Source organism: Nostoc sp. KVJ20 (genome assembly GCF_001712795.1).
Classification (GTDB): domain Bacteria; phylum Cyanobacteriota; class Cyanobacteriia; order Cyanobacteriales; family Nostocaceae; genus Nostoc.
In genome coordinates this window covers 1-15,945 of sequence record NZ_KV757665.1, presented here as the reverse complement: position 1 = coordinate 15,945, position 15,945 = coordinate 1, and the positions used below count along the sequence as shown (strand labels likewise).

Here is a 15,945-nt window from a genome sequence, read left to right as displayed (position 1 = left end):
TCCCCTTTCGGGGCAATGAGTTTGTAAAGTTAATGTTGGAAATGCAAAGCTGTGCTAGAATCACAGTTTCCATCCCCTTTCGGGGCAATGAGTTTGTAAAGAGTTCACTTCTGGAACCTTTACAGGGAAAGGGTTTGAGATACCCCAATCGACACACCTCTGAAAAATCACAAAAAATTTGACAAAAAGTATCAATTTTGCAGGCTGAAAACCTTACTGCATAAAGCATCGACACACCTCAACGGAATTATGCGGTTTTCAAGGTTCGGGCGAGGTGTGTAGATGAGCAATCAACACATCTGGAAAAAAGGTATTGCATATTAGCTGTCCTTGTCAATATATTGTCAAAACCCTTAATGGTTTTACCTTGATGTCGGGAATTGATAGTATGACGACATCTTTTGAGAGGGGGCAGGGAACATCACCCATCATTTACCTCCAAAAGCCGCCTTAACTCCTGCTTTAAAACCTCCGGATCTGGCAAATAAAGTTGATATCTTGACACAAAAAGCTGATTAGAAATACCACCCGTCGCATACTCAACCAAAATCTCATCCTTATCTCGCGCCAACACAATTCCTATTGGCTCGTTGTCATCCTTCATATTCTCCTCAGCCCGAAAATAATTTAGATACATATTCATCTGTCCAATATCCTGATGACTCACCGCTTGCGTCTTCAGATCGATTAAGACAAAACACTTGAGAATGCGATGATAAAACACCAAATCCACAAAAAAATGCGTGTTGTTTAACGTAATTCGGTATTGCTGCCCAATAAATGCAAACCCCTTGCCCAACTCAAGTAGAAACTTCTCCAACTCAGCAATTAAACGATTTTCTAACTCACTCTCACGATAATTGCGGTCTGGTAAATCCAAAAACTCGAACACATAAGGATCTTTGACCACATCCCGCGCCGACTCGATCCGTTGCCCATCTTTAGCCAGTGCCAAAATCTCCGCCCGATCCTTACTCAACGCCACCCGCTCAAACAAAGCCGAATCCTTCTGGCGTTTCAACTCCCGCACACTCCAACGATCTTGGATGCACTGCTGCTCATAAAATGACCGCGCCAAATCATCGGAAATAGCTAAAAGCTCCGTATAGTGCGACCAACTCAATTTGCCAGACAGTGTTTGGCAATTCTCATAGTTCAAATAAAACAGACGCATATACTGCAAATTAGAACGGCTAAACCCCTTACCATACGCCGCTTTCAAATCTCGTGAAAGCACCTGTAACAACTTACTGCCATATTCTGCCCGTTCCTTACCCGCTTGCTCAAACTCGACAATATAACGCCCAATCTGCCAGTAAGTTTCTACTAAAACTGAATTAACCTGCTCAAAAGCACGTTGTCGCCCCAACGCCAAACACTCACCAATGCGATCTAACAACTGCTGATATGAACCATCATTAACCGTTAAATCACTCATAACTCAAACCCCAACGAGAGCCAACTGTGTCTGAAATCTCCAAACAGTTGTAATAATGTAATTATGTACTTATGTAATTAAATACAAATGTAATAAATTACTTTATTACATTAGCTTTTTAGCTCCTCCTCAACTAGAGCAATCATATATTCCTTAATGGTCATACCTTTTTTGGTAGCACGGATTTTAATCTCCTGGTGCTGTGCTAGGGTAACTTCAAAAGTAACTCGCTTGCTTTTGCCATTGTTAGCTTCTTCTATCTCTGTAGTGCTAGGCGTTTCAGCACCATTGCGACTTTCCACCCACGCTGCTGCTTCATCTTTTACAGGCGTTTTCTGAACGCCTGGCCTCAAGCTTAGTTTTTGTGCTTTTTTAACTTCTGCCATGATTGGTTTCCTCCTTCGCCGCTAATATCTCCTCAACAACTGCTCGTACTTCATCACTGGCAGCACTTTTCGGGGCAGCTTCCAAAACAGTACTACCAATGTTTAAGCACTCAGCAAATGCTACCCTTTGGCTTATCTGTGCTTTTAGCACTGGAAAGGGGTATTCTCGTAAAACTTCAGTTACTTCTCGTCCAAGAGCAGTGTTCACTATCTTTCTGTTGATTAGAAATGCTGCTGTTAGGTCTGGCTTATATATAGTGGCCTCTTGTACCAGTTCTACTACCTCATGCACCGCCCACACATCCAAAGGAGATGGTTGTACAGGAATCAGCACAAAATCCACTGCCATGATTGCTGATCTGGTTAAGTCAGAAACTCTTGGCGCACCATCAATGAAAACAAAATCATACCCCTGCGCTAGTTTGGGCAATTCTTTATGCAAGATAGGACGATCCAAACCAATAACGCTAAATGGAGCCTCACCATTACGTGCTGCTGCCCAGTCACGGGTTGAGCCTTGAGGGTCAGTATCAACAAGTAATACTCGATACCCCCTTATAAAAAAAGCATGAGCCAAATGGATAGATACTGTGGTCTTGCCACTGCCCCCCTTTTGGTTCAAAACTGCAATTTTCATAAATGTGTTTTTGTAAAAATGTAATTCATTAGGTTATGACAAATTCCAGAAAGTGACAATACCAAGCTTAATGGCTAAATTACATATTTACAAATGCACAAAATAGCATTAATACAAATGTAATTAATTACAGAAATACATTTCCGACTCTGTTGGCGAATTCATGTAAACCGCAATTCCTGATGTGAGTAGCTATGACATTTCAAGGCTTTGAGGATAGCGATCGCATTTCGCCAACAGAGTCGGTATCTCGGCGGCTACCCTACCAGATCCAATGCAGTCTTGGGCTGCACTACTACATCAATGCTAAAATCGTATCTTCTGTCTCGTAATCTAAAAGATCACTTGTGTGGGATGCCTCCGGTGGATTTAATCTCTCCCAATCAATGGTTCGTCTGAATGCCTCGTTCTGGTCAATTGGTTCAGCATAATTTAACTCTTCACGAATGCGAGTAGAGTCTAATAACCAATCCTGCTCAAAATTGAACGGTAATTGCGACAACTCTGGTATCTGAGCTTTAGGTATAACGGCAATCTCTCCACTCCAACCGACAATCCGCCCAATAGTTTTAGCTAACTCTGCTTCCGATAGCCCTGCTAGTTCAGCAACATTGTAAATTTGGCCTTTAGCACGGTGATCTATAACTGCCAGAGCAATGGCCGCCGCTACGTTTTCAACATAGCCGTAACTACCACGCCAGTAAGCATAACTTTCTTCTAAAACAATAGCAGGACGATGATCATCCATTCGCTTTAAGTAAGGATAAAAGCGATGTAGATAATCTCCTTCTCCGTAAACCATCGGCAATCTTATGATGGTGCCTTCAATGTGAGAATCACCCATGATGACTCGTTCAACCAAAATCTTGTCATAATCCGGTGGAACGATTGAATCTTTGTCTGCTGAGTCTCGATACGGATAGAACTGTGAGCGTAAGGGTGCTGACTCTGTTAGTGGAACTGGATCAATCAGTCCCGTTTCTCGTTTCCAAATTATGTCACGAGCGCGATAGACATCTATGCTGCTGACTGCTACAACTCTTTGAGTCAGACCCCTAAATGTCTCCATCGTTAGGAGAGCATGAGCCTCAGTCAGTGCAATCATGTCTAACACTACTTCGGGCGCAAGTTGTTGAAACTCATGCCGATAGTCTTCTAGATGATGTCGATCACCACTGATGTAGTTTACTTCTGGCGGCAAATGGGAGGGTGTCGCTCCCTGATGAAATACCGTTGCTCGATGCTTTAATTTTACACCTCGATGGAATACCGTGACTTGATGCCCTAATTGAACAAGTTTGCGAACAACGTGCAGACCGATAAACCCTGTGCCGCCAATGACCAAAATCTTCATGTACTTTCAGCCTTTAAGTTTGGTTGTGGTAGCGCTTTATTTTCCTTTTAATGATATAAATTCAGTTACGCATTTTCTGTGATCGCTTGCAGTATTCGACAGTCTGCTGCAAGGAGGTTGTTATGCTACTAGCGTAATTAATAAGGTAACTCTAGCCTCGACCGAGTAAAGAAGTTTCCCGGTTGCTCCTCGCTATGACCCTTATAAACAAAGCTTTTGGGCAAGTCAATCAATTCCGTTTCTTAATCAATTTTCTTAAAAGCGCCTCCAGAACATAGTTATGCTGCCAGAACTGACCAACTAATCTGCAATGGCTTGTTTTTTCTCTTTCATTGGTCGCCTTCCCCAAGGCTTTAGAACCGAGATTCCAATGATGAGAACAAGAAAGAGAACTTGAATTAAAGTTCCAGTCAACACTCCTCTAGCGTCAAACGAATAGATTGGATTATCAAACGCTTGTAACCCTTCTTGTGCCGAGATATCTTCTGCAACATTTCCCCAAGGAAATAGCCAGAAGGTGCCAAATACAACCAATCCAGTCGTCAAAATCCACTTCGCAATAACCCAGTAGAATTTGGTGAATCCATAGTTGGTTGTCCAGCAAAGAAACGTTGCCGTAATGACTGAACCAATCGCTGAGGGAATTACAATATAGTCATCAAGCAAATTAATTGCTGAGTTAAGCGCATAGAGGGCATCTGCGTTAGTAGCCTTCGTGTTCCTCAGTGACAGAAGAAACATACTTAAGACGGTTCCTGTCCAAAGTGCAGCAAACCCGATGTGTGCGGACAGCAACCAATTTTTCAGTTTGACACTCAGTTTTGGCATTTTTCCTCCTGGATTTATGCGTCCAACTCCGATCTGTACAAATCGAAGCCTGCGTTCGTTTAGATTGTGTGCGGGGAATACTTAATATATTGATAGTTAATATATTAAGTATTTGCCATTAGGTCAACCTCGAAAGGCTGAAATCCTTTAAAGAAAGTTGTGGACGATTTGATCTAATATTTTCAAGGCGGCTGAAAGTTCTACCTCTGATATGCCTTCAGTTGCCTTGTTGATTGTCTGTGCGCCTACAGACGGTAGGACTTTCATGAAATGCCTTCCTTCGTCGGTGAGCCAGATTCGGACAATACGGCGATCGTCAGGATCGCGCTCTCGATAAACGAGGTTACGATCTTCCATCCGATCCACAACTCCGGTTAGCGTTGCGCCCAATTGCTTGAGCTTGTCAGCAATTCCAGATGTTGAAAGACCATCCTCTTCCCACAAACAGCACAAGACAAGGTAGTGAAATGGAGTCAGTCCGTAGGGTTCTAGCCGCTCTAGGAAATCCCGATACATCAACTGGGATACCAGTTTGACTTTATACCCTAAGTTGTAAGGTGCTAGGGCATATCGCCACTGAGTAAGAAAATCAGTATTTGGGGATGAGTTGGACATTTCACAAAGTTGATTGCTGAGGCAGATAGTTAACTTATTAACTATTTTATAAAGTTCATCTGGCATCACCGTGCCAATTTGGGAAAATCGTACGCTAAGGCTGAACGTCTTTGCCTGTCTAGATTTGAGGTGTTAATTTTTTTGTTGGTGCAGAGTATTGGTACTACTCTGCACCATCTGGAAGTTCCTAATTCGAGTCAAAAATGAGGAATAGAGGTATGCCGTTTGCTCAAAACAAGGTATTTTCATAGCATTCAGGTTAGTCTCAATTCCTTAGCGTACGATTTTCCCGTTTTGGGTGCGACACGATGGCGCCGGGTGTGCCAAAGCGATTGCTTCTTCTGTGACCATCAATCACCTCAAAGCCTTTCTCCACCCAAATGAGGAGTTTATCTATGGTTAGAGGTACATTTTAAGGAAATTGAGTAAGAAATAGAAATCCTTGAGTTGCCGAAAGGCTCTGTTTATATGGGTTATAGCGAGGAGGGTTCACAAAACTTCCTTGCTCGGTTGAAGCTATTCCTTTTTGAAGAAAAGAGGGGGCTGACTTTCCACATGCCTTGAAAAATATCCTTTAAGGAGGGGATGTTGCACCCCTTTAAGGGAATATAATGCACAGATTATCCCCCAGGGGGGGATAATAAAACAGATCAGTATTTCCAATAACATGATCTCCAGTAGTTAATTTGTCGCGGCTACAGGTATTACGATGGTCGTTTTTTTGCGTCACGATAAGAGCCGTGTGAAATCAAATAGGGTGTAGTTTTTGTGAGAAAAATACTCAAAATTCTTAATTTCCCCCGATTTCAATGTCAAACTGTAGCACTGGTTCTTGGTGAAAAGACTTGTAATTAAGTAGACAAATAAGGGGGACAATCTCTAGTGTCAAGCAATTTTTTTAATCATTTTTTGGAAAACGATAAAACAGACATAGATATCTTCCAAGGAGCGACAATTCTTGTCGTAGATGATCATCAGGATATGCTTCTGGTAATGACCGAGCTTTTTGAAAGCTATGGAATTCAAGTACTCAGGGCATCAAATGCCTTAACAGGATTAGAGGTAATTAAACAATATGCGGTGGATCTTTTAATTTCAGACATTACTATGCCCTTGAATGATGGGTATTGGTTGATACAAAAAATTCGTTCATTTGAGTATTCACAAACTAGAGAAATTCCCGCAATTGCTTTTACTGGAAATACTGAAGATAAGGCAGATAAAAAAGCACTTGCATCTGGATTTCAAGCTTATATTCAAAAGCCTTCAACCGCTACAGAGTTAATAACAGAAGTAGCAAAACTGTTAAAGAGTAGGAAATATACTTTGTGTCAGGGTGAATATTTGCATTGCTCCTAGCACAGAGTATATGCTCTACTCTGTACCATCTAAACCCAAATTACCCGATTGTCGGCTCAATGCCAAAAAAGCGATCACGCCACATTAATATATATAGTCAGTAATTACAGGTTTTGGATATTACGTGTAATTGACAGATGCAATTATTGATTACACTTAGCTGCTCCCCGCGATAAATCGTCTCTAAGGCGCTTATCAAGTTCCGTTACTTCTTTGCTTTTATTTATTTTTGTCTACTTCAAGAGAACGGAGTAATTCTCGAATTACATCGGTTGCTGGTCTTCCTGTGCAAGCACAGTATTGTTCAAGTTTCTCCGCTTCAACTGATGTCAAATTTACTGTGAGGCGTTTAACGGCCCATTTTTTATTCATAATTTCTTCTTACGAATATGTGAAATAGACTTATCCGTCAATTATATTGCAGTTCCAAAAGCACAGTAGCAAGCAAATATCAATCAAACAAGAGATATAAAACAGATATGAAACAGCGGCTATCGCTTGGGGGAGAACCAAAAAATAAAAGCTCTCTTCTGTGCTTTTTGTGTCCAAGGTGAAATGAGCAGTGAAACAAAGCTCATTTGACCCCGATAAACATAAAAAACCTTGGATAAATTGCAATCTCGATAGAGTTGGCAATTTATCCAGGGTTGTAAAGTATATATTTATGTCACGTAAAAACGTAAACTAAGTATTCCCAAAACTTTTGGAATTTGAACATAATATGAATAGACAGAAATCTTGATTTTATGTCTAAATATTTAATTTTTGAGCTTGTTTTTGGAATTCATTTCAGAAACAATGAATAAGTGAATAACATAATTTCTTGATGCTCTTCTCCAATATTGGAGAATTGATATATAGGTGCTGATAATCGAGCAGAGTTTGCTATCTAACTTTTCGATCTGTCCCCTAACAATATCTAAAAACTAATTCAATATAGCCAATAAAATATTATTGGAAATTACAGATATGGAAATTGCCAGATTAGTTAAAATCCTTGCAGACTATGGTTTGATCAATGGATATTCCGCAAATAAATTAAATCTCCTTCTCTACCTGCTGCCAGGAAATGACGATTATACACTAGGGGTTAGATGGGTTAACGATAGTCATTTTGGCTCAGACGCAATTGAAATTACCTTAAGTAAGTGCTGGGGTGGATTAATAATGGCTCAATGGCGTGTGGATTTGTTATTGTTGGGGCTGGTTTTAAGGCAGGCTCAGATGTTTGTTACTGAGCTGGAATCGCTCGACGAAGTGGAATAAGATAAAAGGTATCACCGTGCCAAGCTGGATAAATTGTACGCGCTCAATGCGAAAAAAGCGATCACGCCACATCAATATATATAGTCACTAGTTACACGTAATGGCTCTAACGTGTAACGCGATCGCCCCTACGATATTGTGTTTTCCAATGCTGCCTTGCACGTACTCAATATCTATCACACCAACCCATGACTTTTTGCTGAATCCAACGAAATGTCTGGAAGGTTGCGAAGCATCTCATCCCATGTACTCTGTGCTTGCAACGCTTCTACGATAATTCGGAGCGGTTCGGCAAAGATCGCTGGAAAATCTGCCTCTTCAGGAAACTGAATTTTATACGCTAACTGCTCTTGAGGTGGAGTGAACTGAGCGTTGACTCCTTCTTTGTTACCTCTTGCATCAACCCTATACCAACCAACTTCAGGCAAATGGATTGCATTGAAACCGTGCAAACTGTACGGCGCACCTTTATCATCAATACTCAACCTCTGATAACAAAATCCTGTGGGAATCTGGTTTGCTCGTAACAGTGCTGCCAGCAGATGACTCTTAGCGTAGCAATAACCTGTTTTGTGTTGAAGCACATCTGAAGCTCGGCAAGTCAAAGGATTCATTTGATAGTCAAAACTGTGACAGATTTCGTCTCGCACCCACTCAAAACACGCTTTTGCGATCGCCATTGGGGTTGCACATCCCAGTGAGATTTGTTTGGCGCGTTCCATAATTTTGGGATGCTGCCAGTCGATGACTTCACTAACCTTCAAATACTCTTCCATATCAATCGATACGAATACTGTAACTTCAACTCTAAACACCTTACCAGTAATTTCAAAGCACTCCACTTGTCAGTGCAGTATGCTATTTGTACCACATGGCATAAGTGCGAATTCCGTAGTAAACATTTGGGCTATTACGTGTAATGCAGTCGCGGACTAATTGCCAACCCTGATCGTCCAGCAATCATCTTGTAAATCCGGCGGTAGTTCTGCTGGAAACTCATCAGTGGCATCTATCATGACGCTAAAGTGTTGAGAGGCGTTTTTTCCTAACCTCTTGATTTCACGCAGCCATTTTGCAAGGTTCTTACCCATAAAATCAGGATTAGAGGTATCGAGAATTAACAGACGTACTCCGCTATTCGCCATCCGTCGCAGCCGTTTCTCAATTTGTTTAGATGTAATTGATGAGGGTTTAAGGCGGTAGGGGTCAGGTACATAGCCACCTTTTGCAAATATACTGTATCGACCAACTTTTACGGTATCGCCATTATCAATAGACGCCATGAAGATGAAAACTTCGTGCTTATCAGGGCAAGATTCGTAATCAACGACGTTCAAAACGGTAGCGGCAACTTCGCTGTTTAGGTATTCATGAGTTGAAGTTTCATCCAGCCACAAAGTCTCAAGTTTATCTTTTCGTGGGATAATGAACTCGCCAATGTCTGGGTGAAACTCTCCAATATTAATTAAGGCATACCCTTTGCCAAACTCCCGCTTCAACTGATGTATCTGCTTGAACGCCTTCGCCACAAAACTTCCATCTTCAAGGACTTCTAAGCAGAAGTCATTTAAAACTGATTCCACAATTGAAATTGCATCCACAATAAATAGGGCTGTACTTGAAGTTGATGATAATAGCTAATTCTAGTATGTTTAATTGACAGTGATTTCAAGTTGCGCCATCACCTAGAGGGAAAACCCTTTACTTTGTCTGATTGATTGTTGTTGCTGTTCTTCTATTATTTCTTGCAATACGCGATCTGCTTTTTGCCAAAGCATCAGGTCTTCTCTCTCTACTGACCCAATATGAATAGGTGAATACTCAAGCTCACCTGACTGGTTTCGGTTGACAGACACCCGGAAAATCTAACCTCTTTCATCATGGTTAAACACCAATTCTCTACCCTGTTTCTCCAGAGTGGCACGTTTGAATCTAAGGCTATTTGAGCCAGTTTCTCTTAACTGCCAGTTGATTAATTCAACAGCAATAGGCACAGCCATCGCTAAGAATTCCGACTCAATATGCTGTTTTTCATCAAGTGACTGTTCTGGTTCTAACTTTTGAGTTGCCAGTTGATTGCTAGCGATTAGGACTAATTCTCTGGCTTCATCTTGTGTCCATCCGGCTGGACTGGCAAAGATAATTTCTTCAACATCTTGGGGTGGTTTATTATCTTTGAGCGCCCGTATAGCAATTTCTTTATCTCGGTCAGTCACTAATAAGTTTTGCAAGTCGGCGCTGTAATACTTATATAACTCGGCTGTTTGATTCGGGGTTAGTTTTGGTTTATCTGTGGCTAGAGTTTGAGTTTGATTAAGAGCAACTACATCCACTGGTTTTTGTGATCTATGGAGTTGATCCAAATAAACAATCACTGCTTCCAGGTCATCGAATATGGTTCTTCCGGTTTCTAGCTGCTGCTGATTTTGAGAAAGTTGTTGCGTTAATTCTAATACTGTTTGGGTTAAGGCTGAAGAGACAGTCGATTGCTCAACATAATCAGAAATTGATGAAATGGCTCTCTTCTCTAGATATGATTTTAACTCAGTCGCAAGCACTGCATCCAAGTCATTAAATGTAGCTTTAGCTGTAACGAGTTCCTCTTTGTATTGAGAAAGTTGTTGCGTTAATTCTAATACTGCTTCAGTTAAGGCAGATTCAACAGTCGATTGCTCAACGTAATCAGAAATTGATGAAATAGCTTTCTTCTCTACATGGGATTGTAACTCTTGAGTAATCGCCGCGTCTAGTCCGTCGAATACAGCTTTATTCTTAGCTAGCTGCTGCCGATATTGAGAGAGTTGTTCTGTTAATTGTGGTAACGTTTCACTTAAGGCATCATCAACTACTGACTGTTCAATAAAGTCAGCAATTGCATTCACAGTTCTTTGTGATAAGAGTTGTTCCCTTTCAGCAATCGCCGCTAATAGCTCGTCGTATGTGGTTCTTACGGCTGATAAATTCTGATGATACTCAGACAGTTGTTTTGTTAACTGTGGTAATGTTTCAATCAAGGTTGACTCAACTGCTGACTGTTCAATAAAGTCAGCGATTGTATTTATGAGTTCTGAACTGGCTCGTTGTTCCACATCTGATTTAGCTGGGTTTGTCTGGTGTTTAATTTCGGGTATATTTTGAGCTTTTTTAGGTGATATGGTTGATATTAGCTGTTGATTCTCTTGGCTATTATCTACAGATTCTAAGAAATTATTTAAACGTTTAATTTCGCTATCGTCACGTTTAGAGTCGTAGTTTATCCCTAATTCAGACTGGAGCTTTGTAAAGGAACACTTATATTTATTGAGATTACCTCCCTGTTTCCAGAGCAAACGGGGGCTACCATCTTCATTAACTGAGCCAATATCAATACCAAACTTGATGCCTCTTACTCCACCGTGGCTGTAATAACTGACGATGGATTTGACTTGATGCTCTCTCCATAGTCTCTCGATTAGTTGGGGCATAGTGGGTTTATCTACTGCCACTTGCTCAATCGCTCGGCGCATTATTTCTTCGCCTGGAAGTCCATCGCGTTCGACTCGTTCAAGTTGATTGCGGGTCATAGCTTTTTGCTTACTCTCCCAACTGCTTTGGACTTGAGTTAGCTGAAATTCTCGCTCTAGCAGTCGGGCGGAGTGTTCAGAGTAGGCGTAATTATTCCAAGTGCGGATAGATTTACCATTTAGGTTATTAACTCTAGATGCAACGATGTGGGTGTGGTCATGTTCTTTATCAGAGTGCCGCGCTATAAAGAAGTCATAAGCTGGTAATTCTATCTCAATAAATTCATCAATTAGCTGGTTTAGTTTGGTATCAGCTATCCTCTTATCTGGCTGTTTAACTTGGGATTCATCACCTTGAAGCCGCGACAACACAATAACCGATGCCAAGTGACGTTGAGAAAGATTAGCTAATTCGTCATCATTTAGCGTTCTATCACTTTTCGGTACACTAAGCATTAAGTGATAGCATGGGTCTTTTAGCTGGGGGTTAAGATGGGCTGATAGGGTAAATTGCTCTACCAATTCATTGGTACTTCTCCCGTACATATTCCCGCCAATAATTTTGGCTTTCTCTTTCTCAAGCACATATTTAGTAGTGCCACGAAATGATTTGTTAGCTTTGACTTTGGTAATCATTTAGCTAACCCTCTACCGATGCTTGAGTGAGTGATTGGCGAGTCTGCTCTAAAAGTGCTGTCAGTTCTTCAAGAGTTTTCAGATATGATTTCACCTCCACCGTCAACGGTTGGCTACCAATTTTCACAGCTTCGTTAATAGCTCTAGTCTGCTGATTCAGATTGTTACCAATCTTCTTTAACTCATAGATAGCCTGTCGGTTCACTTCGGGAATTACCAGTTTGGGATGTGGTAGAGGGTAATCAAATAATCTCGCTCTGATATAGTCACTTTGCACCACCCCATTGCACCGTTGCTCTAATCTAGCTTTCTCGGCATAGCTAGCCCTAAACGTGATTGTTATTTCTCGCTTTTCATCTGGTGCTACTGACCGATTGGTTAATGTGTCAGCTAGTTGATTACTAAGATTTATACGTGGGTCTGGTTGCATAACTAATTAGGCGTTCATTTATCTGCTTATTCATTTTTTAACCGGGTTATTCGCTGTAGCTGCGCTGGCACGCAGTGCCGCGCAGGTAGGCGAATAACCCGGAACCTCTTATTGGCTCATTTCTCCCTTTAATAGACCTGATAAAAGGGGGTTTGGGGGACACCCCCAACAAGCAACCACGACGCTTTACCCGGAGGGTAAAGTAGCACGTAGTGCGTTACGGCGTATTGCTTGCCTATGCCCCCACGACAGGACTGGGGAAACCAGAACCAGGGGGCACAACGGGAGACTGGGGGAGTACGAGACTTTGGCGATCCACGATTGACTCTGTGCAACAACAAGAGTGTAACCGGGGGCTGGCTCTGTTTAACAATGCTGCCAACAGCTTTTGATATCAGAGTGTTGATTCATGGGTAACTGCTTTTTTAGACTAGTCTACCTCACGAAGATACAAACCATTTTCTGTTTATATTCGTCACATCACGACAAGAAACTTAAACTTTTTTTGACCACGTTTTTTTTACAATTGAATAATTTATTACTAGTGCTGAATATGTCGCGCAAACCGAAAGCTGTCCCTTTATCAAAAATAGAAGATATTCAAACCAGTCTTAAACATAAAGCAGCGACTCCTAAAACTATCAGCCTGTCAGATTTAGTCCTCAGTTTGGCTAAACCTATTCAAGAGATGTTAGACGCTGGCTACTCTTATGACGATGTTTCTGATGTGTTTCAAGGTCATGGGGTAGAACTAGCGGCCAGTGGTCTGAAGAGTTTTCACAAGAAAGCTTTGACAACGAGTGCTAATACATCTGGTGAGAATTCGCTTAGTTCATCATCAGATTTAAATTCGGAATCATCTGAACAATCGACCTCACAAGAGATTTCTAATGCTGATGGGTCGTCTAGTTCATCGCCCTCTACAAGTGAAAAATCTTCAGATTTAACAAATAAAGCCACTAAGCGCAAGAAAGCGGTAGCTAAGGAGCAATCGGAGAAATCGTCATCAACTAGCCAACCAAATAGCTATGCTTTTGTGCCAAAAATTTACAGTGATGATGAAATATAAATGATTAATCGTAAAAGTATTTGAGAGAGAATATCGGTAGCTGATGTCAATTAATTTCCTGATATAAGCAGTATTGGTTAAGGATAATCCAGCTATCCCTAACCAATACTGCTACTATTGTCCATCAAGATAAATGACACTAATTAAGGAGAACATAAAGGGGATTTAATCTGAAAAAGCAGTAAAGCCTAACTTCTCACTACCGTTCAATTGCTTGGATTCTATAAGTTGTGCAATCGCACCCCTTAAATACCGAACACTAGGTTTATCCTCGCCCCACTTCCGGCTATTTCTAATCGCGGCAAAGCTGACTGGTGTTGTCACGGCTGAAGTAACAATGTTTAAAATCTGCGACAAATCCGCCTCAGAAATACTGACGAATTCTACCTCTGCAATTTCAAGCTCTTGGGTAGGCTTTGAGAAAATAGACTCCAGTTTATTAACTGCGTCATCTGGTGCAATTTTCTCCCCTCTGGGCATAACTGCTGGCTGGTGATGCTGCACCAGTTCCGGGAAAAATTTGAGTAATGTTCTTGCTGGATCTGGCTGACCATTTCCAGGGTGTAACTCTATCTTTAGCCAGTCTGGAATCATGCCGAGATTGCCACCGCTAACAGGTTCTCCAAAGTTATTAGGGTTAGCTTTGAAATATTCTCCACTAGCGACATTCATTTTGCGTAGACCACCAGCGCTGACAGACTGAGCTACACAACCAATGAAGTTAACCGATTGCTTAAAGGTGTCTGCCAGTCCTGCTGTGGCCTTGCCAACCACAGAAGTTAAGTTAGAGCCATGCAACACGATAATTAATGTACCGCCACATTTGGCGAAGCGACTCAGCAGATATTGGATAGCCCAAGTGCGATCGCTCTCATCAAGTAAGGACAGCAACCGCATCGCCTCATCAATGACTAACAGTAAGTTTTTGTGGGAGTAAGGTTCACTTGCATCTAACCCTTTAAGAAATTTAAGCAAGTCACGGGCAACTAGTTTATCTGAGCCGTCTGCATCTTTATCAGGGTATTTAAGAGCAGAAATCAGATTGCAACTAAAGGGGTAAACGTCCACCCCGGCTGTAAAGTATTGGGTGTTTAATCCCGAATCTAAAGCTAGAGATAATGTTGCTAAGATTGCTGCTAAGGTTCCCTTGCCACCTCGTTGAGTACCAGCGATCGCTATCACCTGGGAACTCATCATGTCTTCTATTTGGAAACCACTTTTCGTTAAAGCAGCGATGAGTGCGTTTGCTCTATTCGCCAAAGTCAGATGAGTTATAGTCTCTGGTGCAAGCCCATTAGCTGATGGCTGTAATTCTTCTGGTCTAGAAGGAGAAGCAGCTTGGTTCATCTGCCTAATATCTACAGTCGGTGATTGAAACTGCTTAATATCTACGGTCGGTGGTAACTGGGTTTGAGCTTGTGCGATAGCACTTATCTCAGACCGATTCACACGGCTGTCAATGGTCACATCTTGTAAATGGAGAGCCATACTCTGATAAGTGGGTAGCTGACGACCCTTGAGCTTGCCAAACCAGCCAAACATCCAGCGATAAGCATAAAAACGTTTTCCTGGTTCAACTTGCGTTAAATACTGGACAATATTTTCAAACTCAGCTAGAAAAAAGGCGTACTCTTCTGCCTCGTGTCGTTCTAGGAATTTGACGGTATTAGCAAGATGATCCGCTTGATAATTGCTCCGATTATCATAGTCACCAGCACGAGCAATCGCGTCTATAAAGTTGCCACGTACAAAGGGAAAAGGTGCAATTTCTTTAGTGCGGTTGGAGTGTTCGACTACAAACCATAGCCATGCAGCACCACCAATTAAACCACCAACTACAGCCAAAGGATTGACAGCATAACAAACCGCTCCTATCCCAGAAGCCAGTAAGCCAAATACACGGGTCATGTCTGCTTCATTCTCAGATTGCCGTGCCATTTCAAATAGTTGGTCTTTGCGCTCTTGCAACCATTCAGCAATATTCCCAGCTTCTAAATGCGAGAGACTGGGATACTGCAATCGCAGATATTCTGTTTGTTTAGTTGTGATTTTGGGGATATTATTTTCCACAAGTTAAATCCCTTATTGAGTTAAGAAGCCGCTAAAGTTCGCGCTCAATTTAGCGGCTATTGATTATCAGTCTTTGGTCAAGCGCCAGATGGCAAACCCAATTTCACCTGCCATCATTGTGCCGATATTAAATAAGATGCAGCCCAAAATCATGAATGGGGCTGTAAATTCAAATGGGTTACGAGCCGCAAAGGTGGTGACAATATCGAACGCCCAAACCGCAATCACAACTAACCCTGCACTAGAGCGATCGCGTGTACCTGCGGTCTTGTAGTCCTTCCACAGTTCACCAACAAGGTCAATCTTGCCACTAGGCTTGGTTTCAAGCTCATAGACCATGTGATCTTGGAGTTC

General features: G+C 41.7%; 16 protein-coding genes and 1 pseudogene. 3 read left to right on the top strand and 14 right to left on the bottom strand.

From position 1 onward, the window contains the following. Positions 1-421: 421 nt before the first annotated feature. The 6 genes from A4S05_RS25945 to A4S05_RS25920 all read right to left on the bottom strand — a co-directional run bounded on the left by A4S05_RS25945 (position 422) and on the right by A4S05_RS25920 (position 5,258). Positions 422-1,438 (bottom strand): PDDEXK nuclease domain-containing protein, encoded by a 1,017-nt coding sequence (locus A4S05_RS25945; protein WP_069072667.1) that lies wholly within the window; start codon positions 1,436-1,438, stop codon positions 422-424. A 110-nt stretch (positions 1,439-1,548) separates the two neighbouring features. After that, a complete protein-coding gene (locus A4S05_RS25940) occupies positions 1,549-1,824 on the bottom strand; it encodes a hypothetical protein (RefSeq protein WP_069072666.1) in 276 nt (91 codons plus the stop codon). Beyond that, positions 1,811-2,461: a ParA family partition ATPase gene (gene parA, locus A4S05_RS25935; protein WP_069072665.1), complete on the bottom strand. Its 651-nt coding sequence runs from the start codon at positions 2,459-2,461 to the stop codon at positions 1,811-1,813. Before parA ends, A4S05_RS25940 begins: the two co-directional genes overlap by 14 nt. 295 nt (positions 2,462-2,756) lie before the next feature. Then, positions 2,757-3,815 carry an NAD-dependent epimerase/dehydratase family protein gene (locus A4S05_RS25930; RefSeq protein WP_069072664.1) on the bottom strand — a complete coding sequence of 353 codons (1,059 nt, stop codon included), beginning with the start codon at positions 3,813-3,815 and terminating at the stop codon, positions 2,757-2,759. 300 nt (positions 3,816-4,115) lie between these two features. After that, complete coding sequence (locus tag A4S05_RS25925) at positions 4,116-4,643, bottom strand: hypothetical protein (RefSeq protein ID WP_069072663.1); 528 nt, start codon at positions 4,641-4,643, stop codon at positions 4,116-4,118. A 147-nt stretch (positions 4,644-4,790) separates the two neighbouring features. Then, a complete protein-coding gene (locus A4S05_RS25920; protein WP_069072669.1) occupies positions 4,791-5,258 on the bottom strand; it encodes a MarR family winged helix-turn-helix transcriptional regulator in 468 nt (155 codons plus the stop codon). Positions 5,259-6,167: 909 nt separating this feature from the next. Here A4S05_RS25920 and A4S05_RS25915 point away from each other — a divergent pair. Beyond that, positions 6,168-6,617, top strand: coding sequence for a response regulator (locus A4S05_RS25915; protein ID WP_256091173.1), 450 nt, complete (start codon positions 6,168-6,170; stop codon positions 6,615-6,617). Positions 6,618-6,836: 219 nt separating this feature from the next. On the opposite strand, the gene A4S05_RS25910 is transcribed toward A4S05_RS25915, so the two are convergent. Beyond that, the gene (locus tag A4S05_RS25910) at positions 6,837-6,989 is read right to left on the bottom strand and encodes a CopG family transcriptional regulator (RefSeq protein ID WP_069072661.1); all 153 of its coding nucleotides are present in this window, start codon (positions 6,987-6,989) and stop codon (positions 6,837-6,839) included. A 582-nt stretch (positions 6,990-7,571) separates the two neighbouring features. Between A4S05_RS25910 and A4S05_RS25905 the strand changes: the two genes are divergently transcribed. Beyond that, on the top strand, positions 7,572-7,883 hold the full coding sequence (locus A4S05_RS25905) for a hypothetical protein (RefSeq protein WP_141699811.1): 312 nt from the start codon (positions 7,572-7,574) through the stop codon (positions 7,881-7,883). A gap of 176 nt (positions 7,884-8,059) precedes the next feature. Here A4S05_RS25905 and A4S05_RS25900 read toward each other — a convergent pair whose 3' ends face one another. The 5 genes from A4S05_RS25900 to mobC all read right to left on the bottom strand — a co-directional run bounded on the left by A4S05_RS25900 (position 8,060) and on the right by mobC (position 12,452). After that, positions 8,060-8,725: a transglutaminase-like domain-containing protein gene (locus A4S05_RS25900; RefSeq protein ID WP_370684489.1), complete on the bottom strand. Its 666-nt coding sequence runs from the start codon at positions 8,723-8,725 to the stop codon at positions 8,060-8,062. 90 nt (positions 8,726-8,815) lie between these two features. Beyond that, on the bottom strand, positions 8,816-9,466 hold the full coding sequence (locus A4S05_RS25895) for a hypothetical protein (RefSeq protein ID WP_141699810.1): 651 nt from the start codon (positions 9,464-9,466) through the stop codon (positions 8,816-8,818). A 102-nt stretch (positions 9,467-9,568) separates the two neighbouring features. Continuing rightward, a complete protein-coding gene (locus A4S05_RS43635) occupies positions 9,569-9,739 on the bottom strand; it encodes a hypothetical protein (RefSeq protein WP_256091171.1) in 171 nt (56 codons plus the stop codon). Between the two features lie 9 nt (positions 9,740-9,748). Further along, complete coding sequence (locus A4S05_RS25890) at positions 9,749-12,022, bottom strand: relaxase/mobilization nuclease domain-containing protein (RefSeq protein WP_069072658.1); 2,274 nt, start codon at positions 12,020-12,022, stop codon at positions 9,749-9,751. Positions 12,023-12,026: 4 nt separating this feature from the next. Continuing rightward, the gene (gene mobC, locus A4S05_RS25885; protein WP_069072657.1) at positions 12,027-12,452 is read right to left on the bottom strand and encodes a plasmid mobilization protein; all 426 of its coding nucleotides are present in this window, start codon (positions 12,450-12,452) and stop codon (positions 12,027-12,029) included. A gap of 526 nt (positions 12,453-12,978) precedes the next feature. Between mobC and A4S05_RS25875 the strand changes: the two genes are divergently transcribed. Continuing rightward, positions 12,979-13,521 (top strand): hypothetical protein, encoded by a 543-nt coding sequence (locus A4S05_RS25875; protein WP_176727112.1) that lies wholly within the window; start codon positions 12,979-12,981, stop codon positions 13,519-13,521. 165 nt (positions 13,522-13,686) lie between these two features. On the opposite strand, the gene A4S05_RS25870 is transcribed toward A4S05_RS25875, so the two are convergent. Both A4S05_RS25870 and A4S05_RS25865 read right to left on the bottom strand, forming a co-directional pair. Continuing rightward, the gene (locus A4S05_RS25870; RefSeq protein WP_069072654.1) at positions 13,687-15,591 is read right to left on the bottom strand and encodes a hypothetical protein; all 1,905 of its coding nucleotides are present in this window, start codon (positions 15,589-15,591) and stop codon (positions 13,687-13,689) included. 66 nt (positions 15,592-15,657) lie between these two features. Further along, positions 15,658-15,945 (bottom strand): annotated as a pseudogene (locus A4S05_RS25865) (hypothetical protein); the annotation flags it as partial.